This is a genomic window from Arthrobacter sp. 2YAF22_2 (genome assembly GCF_052114645.1).
In the GTDB taxonomy this organism is placed as follows: domain Bacteria; phylum Actinomycetota; class Actinomycetes; order Actinomycetales; family Micrococcaceae; genus Arthrobacter.
Genome location: NZ_JBFRFD010000168.1, coordinates 1 through 6667 on the forward strand (window position 1 = coordinate 1; position 6667 = coordinate 6667).

At 61.8% G+C, this 6667-nt stretch carries 5 protein-coding genes and 1 pseudogene; 4 read left to right on the forward strand and 2 right to left on the reverse strand.

Annotated elements, in window-relative coordinates:
• Positions 1-353, forward strand: a pseudogene (locus tag AB4Y86_RS08855) (glycosyltransferase family 2 protein); the annotation flags it as partial.
• Here AB4Y86_RS08855 and AB4Y86_RS08860 read toward each other — a convergent pair.
• Positions 324-983, reverse strand: a complete 660-nt coding sequence (locus AB4Y86_RS08860) for an arsenate reductase/protein-tyrosine-phosphatase family protein (protein WP_441401881.1) — start codon at positions 981-983, stop codon at positions 324-326. The pseudogene AB4Y86_RS08855 and the gene AB4Y86_RS08860 sit on opposite strands and share 30 nt — an antisense overlap.
• A gap of 130 nt (positions 984-1113) precedes the next feature.
• Here AB4Y86_RS08860 and AB4Y86_RS08865 point away from each other — a divergent pair, with 130 nt between their 5' ends.
• From AB4Y86_RS08865 to AB4Y86_RS08875, 3 genes are all read left to right on the forward strand, one after another.
• Complete coding sequence (locus AB4Y86_RS08865) at positions 1114-2724, forward strand: glycosyltransferase family 39 protein (protein ID WP_441401882.1); 1611 nt, start codon at positions 1114-1116, stop codon at positions 2722-2724.
• Positions 2725-2798: 74 nt separating this feature from the next.
• Positions 2799-4250, forward strand: coding sequence for a polysaccharide biosynthesis tyrosine autokinase (locus AB4Y86_RS08870; protein ID WP_441401883.1), 1452 nt, complete (start codon positions 2799-2801; stop codon positions 4248-4250).
• A gap of 108 nt (positions 4251-4358) precedes the next feature.
• Complete coding sequence (locus AB4Y86_RS08875; RefSeq protein ID WP_441401884.1) at positions 4359-5663, forward strand: hypothetical protein; 1305 nt, start codon at positions 4359-4361, stop codon at positions 5661-5663.
• Here the strand turns inward: AB4Y86_RS08875 and AB4Y86_RS08880 are convergent.
• Positions 5632-6667 (reverse strand): glycosyltransferase family 4 protein (locus tag AB4Y86_RS08880; RefSeq protein WP_441401885.1); only part of this gene is annotated, 1036 nt, incomplete at its 5' end. The two genes, AB4Y86_RS08875 and AB4Y86_RS08880, sit on opposite strands and share 32 nt — an antisense overlap.

A 6667-nucleotide genomic window follows, 5' to 3' on the forward strand; every position in this document is an offset into this window, starting at 1 on the left:
ACCTGTCATACCGGGTTCTGGCCGCCGGCGCTAAAATCCGGGTCGTCCACGGCGTCCCTGCCATGCACGACGAAGGAGGCACCCACCCGGACGCGGCGGCAAGCCCTGCGAACCGGGCCAAGTCGGCTACCTACTACTACTACAACGCCCGCAATAGGTTGCTCTTTGCGGGCGTGAACCTTGGCCCGGACGCACAACGTGCCTGGAAGCGCACGGCCATCCGCGCGGCCCGCGACATTCTCCTGCGGGGGGGTCGACGCCAGTTCCTTAGGCCCCTGCCGCCGTTACGGGCAGCCGCGATGGGAACGTGGGACGGCTTGCGGCTAATGCGGGACGCCCAGAATTCCCGCTAGCCCGGAACCGATCGATCGACTCGCGATGGCCACTTCCTCGAGTGTTTTCCGGTGCGCGCGCTCATTCCCCCAATGACCGTCCGATATTTCGGCATAAGCAGTGGAATCTGAAGACCGGCCGGGGAAGATGGCGAGGGATCGCTTGGGCGCGGCCAGCTTGCCGGCCCCCCGCATGTCATTCATTTGCCGGACAATTGGGCCCAACGTGTTCTCCTGAGCTCCAGTGCCGCCCTGAGAGCTCAGCGCCCGAACAGCAACTACGCTCCGCATGAACACGCTGGCCTCCTTCAGCGTGAAGGTCTTCCGCCTGGCTGACGGGCGCAACCGAGCGACGGCGGTCCGGTGTTCGTAAGCGGCGACAAGGATGAGGTCGGCGTCCTCGACCAGCTGGGCAGTTAGGACCCGCGCCCGGTGGATGACCGGGACGCCCTCAGAACCTGTCATGGCGGAGGCGCGTTCGCACATTGAGTGGCTAGGAATGGCCGCCGTGCCCGCGCTCCGAACAGTCAGACCATCGAGGCCGTACTGTTCACGCAGAATGGCTGCAGCCAAAGGAGAGCGGCACACGTTTCCGGAACAGACGACGAGAATTATGGGCATTTGGCTGCTTCCCAGATAGCGATGAATCATGGCAGGATTCAAAGATAGTCCAAGGGGCTGCTTCCACACAGAGGTCTGACGCATCCAATGCACTGCTCGCATGCTGTCCCCGCCGACTGCGCGGGCGCACGTCTCAGCGCCACGGAGTTCGAGGAGGAGCATGCTCCGATCTGCGGATCACGCCGCCGTTGACTCCACGCTGCCGGCTAAGGTGGTCCAGGCTCGACGGCCAAACTGGGTGTTTGTCCGGGCAACTGGACTCCGGGACGGCACCCGGGCCGCGCTGATCGGCAGCTTCGCCGCGTTGCTGGCTCTCGCTGGTTCATGGCGGGTCTCCTTGTGGACCGATGAAGCCGCCACCATTACCGGCGCAAGTCGTAGCCTTCCGGAGTTATGGCGGATGCTCCAAAATGTCGATGCCGTCCATGGCCTTTACTACTTACTGATGCACTTTTGGATCGAATTTTTTGGCCAGTCTGCCCTGAGCCTGCGGATGCCCAGCGCCTTGGCAGTCGGAGCCGGAGCGGCCGGTGTATATGTCCTGGCCCGTGGATTGGGCGGATCCAGGTTGGCATTGTGGAGCGCCTTGGTGTTTGGGGTGCTCCCCAGGGTCACGTGGATGGGCATTGAGGCCAGGTCCTATGCCTTCAGCGCTGCGGCCGCAGTCTGGCTGTCCGTGCTCCTGGTCGGGGCACTGCGACACAAAACAGCGCGGCATTGGACCGCTTACGCAGCGTTTGCCGCGATATCCGTAGCGATCAACCTGTACCTGGTCCTGCTGATTGCCTCACATGCCGTGACGCTGCTGGCGCTGAGGGGCGTCAGATGGCGGCAGCGGTTCCGATGGCTCCTGGCCGCGGCTGTGGGGATGTTGGCCTGCGCGCCCGTGCTGTATCTGTCGATGAGGCAAGGCGGCCAGGTCAGTGATCAAGATCTGGGCTGGACACGGTGGATTCAAAACGTGGTCGTCAACCAGTGGTTCCTAGGCGATACGCCCACCACGCAAGAAGGCGGAACGGGGACGAACGAACCGTGGGTGATCGCGGCCATAGCGCTGGCGGGCCTTTCCTGGCTCGCGATGTGTTTCGCCGTCCAACGGGCGTTGATCCCACTCCGGAGGGCTTCCTTGCCCAAGTGGTTTGTGTGGATCGTTCCGCAGATCGTTCTTCCGACTTTGGCCATCGGGCTCTATTCGCTCTTGATCCATCCCATGTACAACCCGCGGTACCTTTCGCTGAGTACGCCGGCGGTCGCGATCTTGATAGCTGCCGGCGCGCGGCTCCTACCGAGACACTGGATGCGGGCTGCGGCGGGGGTCATGATCGTGTTGTTTACCATTCCAATCTACCTCTCGCAACGCCAGGCCCAGGCGAAAAGCGGCACTGATTGGATGGAGGTGGCGGAGTACATGGGCGCACACGCACAGGCGCAGGATGCGGTGTATTTCAGTCCCCGATATCCGCCCTCGGAAGCCGAAACGGGACTAACGCTGCGGCGCATCGCCGTCGCTTACCCCGAAGCTTTTTCCGGCCTGCTGGACCTGACTTTTCATGTTCCGGGCGCCGCCGACGGCACTCTCGACGGATCTTCGCGACTTCTTGGAGATTCCTTGGACAAATTGAAAGGGGTGCAGAAGGTGTGGCTGATTCGGCGGATTGATTATCCTGTTGCCTTTGCGCAGGCTGATGACGAGAAACTGCGGACCGCGGGGTTTCAGTCCCGCCTTGCGTGGTCCGGTCCCCTCGACTCCATTCAGGAATTCACAAGGTGACTTCTACGAATAATGCTGGGTTGCCGCCGGTAGCATGAGGCATCGAAACGAGAACGTATCTGGGAGACGGGCATATGGATTTTTCAGAGTATTTGGGGGCACTGAAGCGCAGCTGGGCCCTCTTGTGTGTGCTGACTCTCCTCGGTGGGGCCGTTGGCTTCGGATATGCCCGGAGCACCCCGCCGATGTACAAGGCCAGCAGCAGCGTTTTTGTGTCCGCCCAGCGAGGTGAAACGACGTCGGAATTGGTTCAGGGATCCACCTATACCCAAAACCTCATGCAGTCGTATGCGCAGTTGGCGAAATTGCCCTCGGTGCTGGAACCGGTCATCCTTCGCCTGCGCCTCAATACCACCGCGGAAAAGCTGGGTGAATCTGTTTCAGCCGTTTCGCCGCTTAACACGGTACTCATCGACATTTCCGTCACTGATCCCTCCCCGGCACAAGCAGCGCTGATCGCTAATGCCGTAACTTCCTCTCTAGCAACCACAGTCCAAGGCATATCACCGAGAACTGCGGTAGGAACACCTGCGGTCGCCATGCAGCAAGTAGCTGAGGCTCAGGCGCCAGTACACCCTTTCGCGCCTAACACCCAGCTCTCCACACTAACTGGAGCACTGGTTGGGTTGGTGCTTGCGGTCATCTACGCTTTGGGCCGGGAACTGCTGGACACTCGGATCAAGGCGTTGAAGGACCTCCGGCGCGTTACCGATGTCCCGCTGCTCGGCACCATTCCGGGGGCTCGACGCAGGACTCCCAATGACATTGTCATGAGAGTGACCCCGCACGGACGCTCGGCCGAATCCTACCGGCGCCTGGCAGCGAACCTTGAATACATCAATCCCGATGCCGCCGTGCAATCAGTGGTCGTGACGTCCGCCTCCGAGGGAGAAGGCAAGAGCCTGACGGCAGTGAATCTGTCGCTGGCCCTGTCAGAGAAGTTCGACCGGGTTCTGCTTGTCGACGCCGACCTCCGGCAACCGCGAATTGCCCATTACTGTCAGATCGAGGGGCAGGTCGGCCTCAGCAACGTGCTCGCCGGGGCTGCCGAACTCCGGGACGTCATCGAACCCTGGGGCACCATCGATGTCCTGCCGTCCGGCGCCATACCTCCGAACCCGAATCAGCTGATCAACTCGGAGGCCATGGCCGCACTCGTCCGGGCATGCGCAGTGGACTACGACATTGTTGTCCTGGACTCTGCTCCTTTACTTCCCGTCACGGACAGCCTGGCGTTGTCCCGGATTACAGACGGCGCAGTCTTCGTCGCGCGGGCAGCGGCGACCAGACGCGGGCAACTGGCTTCCGCCTTGGATGCGATCGACGGGGTCAACGGCCACGTGCTGGGAATCATCCTGAACGGAGTAAAAGAATCCCGCAACGAACGCTCATATGGCTACGGCAATGACGGACGCCGTGCGTTGTCTAAAGCTGCGGCCCAAGCTCCCGGCGACGTACCGAAGACCAAGACCGTGTCCGTTACCAAGGAGCACAACGACCCCGCGCATGTGCGCACGGGTTCGTAGCCCAAGATGGCCGAGATCCGCGGGAACAGCGCCCTTCGTGGCTCCCCCGGAGCTGCCGGGCCGTCCGCGCGCCCCTTCGCGTCGCGTCCGGACTCGGCGGCGAAGGTTGTGGCTTTCGTGCTGCTCGTCTTGTTGGGTCTGCGCCAGGAGATCAATCAGGCGCTGACCCTCGGCGATGTTGCGGCGTTGGCGCTCAGCCCTGTCTGGTTGTCCAGCCTCGGGCGCTACCGGGGAGGACGAGGCTTCGTGACGATCGGTGCGGCGGCCCTCCTCCTTGGTTTTTTCTTGTCTGCTTATAGCGTGGCGGACCACGGATTTGACCGCATCAGCTACTTCAATAACTCCGTCGTCTTTGGCAGCCTCTTCCTCACAGTCGGCGTAATACTCTGGGCACGGACGCTGATGCCGGATTGGCTCGTGGGATTAGGCCTGGGGTTTGGATTGGTCCTGGGCGTTTCAGGAGCGGGGCGCGCCACGGAGAACCTCTGGAAATTCGGGTACGCTGTCCCCGCAATCGTCATTGCGTTGTCGCTGGCCAGCTACGCGCGCCGGAAATGGGGGCCAAGCCCGCGCATGGTGGACATGGCGCTGCTTCTGGTGTTGGCGATCGTGTCCGGGGCAAACGATGCCAGGTCTCTGTTCGGGATGCTGATGCTCGCATTCACGCTGGTCATTTGGCAGATGATCCCGAAGGGGCGCAGCGTCCGACGATCGGTGGCCAAGACCCTGGTTGCCTTCGCCAGCCTGATATTGGTGACCTACAACGTGGGGACCGGATTATTGGTTGACGGCTACCTCGGTGCGGGTGCCCAACAGCGCTCAGTGGAACAGATCGCATTGACTGGATCCCTCCTCGTGGGGGCGCGGCCCGAGATGGCCGCAACTGCTGCGTTGTTTCAATCCCGGCCGTGGGGATTTGGGGTGGGGATAACTCCGTCACTGCAAGACATTTTGGTGGCCAAAACGGGTATGGCAGCAATCCATTACGCGCCTAATAACGGCTATGTGGAAAACTACATGCTCGGAACCCACTTCGAATTGCACTCCGTGCTGGGCGACTTCTGGGTGCTGTTTGGGCTTGGAGGGGTTGCGGCGGCCGCATTGATTCTGACGCACATGGTTCATTGGATCGTCACAGCTGTAGCTGGCCGGCGGGCCACGGGACTGGTGCTTTTCCTGTCCATAATTACGCTTTGGAACATCCTGTTCAGCCCTATGTACACGTCCGTGCCGACGATGGCCTTGGCTGTGGGTCTTATCCTTGCCCGGAAAACAGGCGCCTCCTTTCTCCCGGCCATTGATGATTTGTCTGCAGCAACCGATGACCCGCCGGCGGCTTTGCTGCCGACGACGGAGGGAAGACGGCGCGGAAGCGGCCCGGTTAAGCCAAGAGAGCCTTCAGCTCAGCTCTGATCCGGGCGCCGTATGACTCGGAGCTGTGCTTGGTGAAGGCCTTGGCTGCGTCGATCTGCGCATCATCCCGATAACTGGCCCAGTCGCCTACCACTTTTTCAACTGCCGCGGCCAGCGCCCGCGCATCCCCCGGCGGGACCAGTTGGGCGCTCGCATAGCTTCCGGCGGCTTCGCGCAGGCCGGAAGTGTCGCTGACAATAACCGGCCGTCCGGCCAGCACGGCCTCAACGGCGGTGTTTCCAAAAGGTTCGTCCAGCCGGGAGGGGACGAGCACAACGTCGGCGCGGGCGATGTGCGGCCAGACGTTTGGCGTAAATCCGTGGAAGGTCACGTCGTCTTGGAGGCCGAGCGCTGCCACCAATTCACGAAGATCCGTTTCATACCACTCATAACCAGGAAAAACAGCGCCAACGATGTCGAGTGAAGCGTCCAGGCCACGCTGCTTGATGTGACTCAGGGCGCGGACGGCAACGTCCACTCCTTTGCGCGACGACAGGCGTCCAATGTAGAGGAGCCTGACAGATGGGGTGATGACGGCGCGCGGCGCTTCAGGATGGTAGGGGCCTGGGACCCCGTTATAAATGAYGACGGTGCGCGAGGACAAGCCCCGAAACGCGCCCCTTAGGACGGAGGCGCTATAGGCGCTGTTTGCGACGATCGACGTCGAGAGCAGGAGCGGGGCCGACAAAAGAACCTTCAGGAGTTTGGGAGCGGAGCCTTCCGCCTCGTGGACGTGGGTGAGGATCGGCTTCCTGAACAGCTTCGCCAAAACGAACCACAGCGGAATTGTCATGGTGTTGATGTAGACGATATCCGGGTTGCAGGTCCGCATCAACCGCAGCCCTCCTGCTGTTCCCCTGCCGACCTGGACGCTAAATTGTGCGAAGCCCTTAGGCTTCAGGATGCTCTTGCGAAGGACAGGGGAGGGGCAGATGGCGACGGCGGCGCCCGTCTCTTCGAGCACCGACACCAGAGGACCGGCGGAGGGCAGCGTCACCGTGACT